This is a genomic window from Halomonas flagellata (assembly GCF_022487945.1).
Classification (GTDB): Bacteria; Pseudomonadota; Gammaproteobacteria; order Pseudomonadales; family Halomonadaceae; genus Halomonas; species Halomonas flagellata.
Genome location: NZ_JAKVPY010000084.1, coordinates 1 through 830 on the forward strand (window position 1 = coordinate 1; position 830 = coordinate 830).

Annotated in this window: 1 protein-coding gene; it reads right to left on the reverse strand. The window is 43.3% G+C overall.

Annotated features, from left to right (window positions below):
* Positions 1–634: AAA family ATPase (locus MKP05_RS21210; protein ID WP_240570129.1), on the reverse strand; the 634-nt coding region annotated here is incomplete at its 3' end.
* Positions 635–830 lie beyond the last annotated feature (196 nt).

An 830-nucleotide genomic window follows, 5' to 3' on the forward strand; every position in this document is an offset into this window, starting at 1 on the left:
GGAATGCATCGTCAATGGAAGCAGGAATGACATCAACACCAGGGATAATCGACGGCACAATAAAATCGGAAAGTAATTCTTCACGAGACACATTCTGGAGCATGGCCTGAGCAGCCGTATTTTCAACCAAGCCCACTGAATTCTCATGGCTCAGGAACATTGTCAAAGATGCCTGCGGATCGAAATCGATGGCCAGAATACGGAGGTCTTCGAACAGAAGCTGAGGATGAGCTCGAAAAGCATGTGATAATGAAGCGGTAGAAACTGTCTTGGAACCACCACCTTTAAGATTACATACAAAAATCGTAAAGGCTTTATCGAAGCGATCCCTGTACTTCGGTACTTTACGATGGTTATACAGATCGATGACATTCTGAATCGTCATCGCGTATTTCATCGTATTACCAGAAGGTTTCTTTTTAAAAATGTAGCCACCGGCTTCCATTTCGGCCACAGCATACTCAACACTGCCTTTACTGAGCTTAGGCAGCTTATACAGAGCGGCTTTGCTGTATTCCTGATAGAACTCGGTAAGCTTCAATTCCTCTTTTTGCTGGCGGATACTTTCGCTCAAAGATGTCAGAAGCTTACCTGCACGTGTAGCGACTTTCCGTAACTGCTCAATATTGTCCATTCATCACCTCATGACGTTTTTTGTCATTTTGAACAAAAAGTGTCATGTTGCAAGAAAAAAATCATATTGTTTTGATTTCGCTCTCAACAAGGGGAGGGTTTGGACAAGCACGAAGGGTGTTCCACTCAAACACAGTACTGAATTGCAATTTTACGCTCAGGAGCTGATTTTTGTTACGACCGTTCAAAGATAGCTC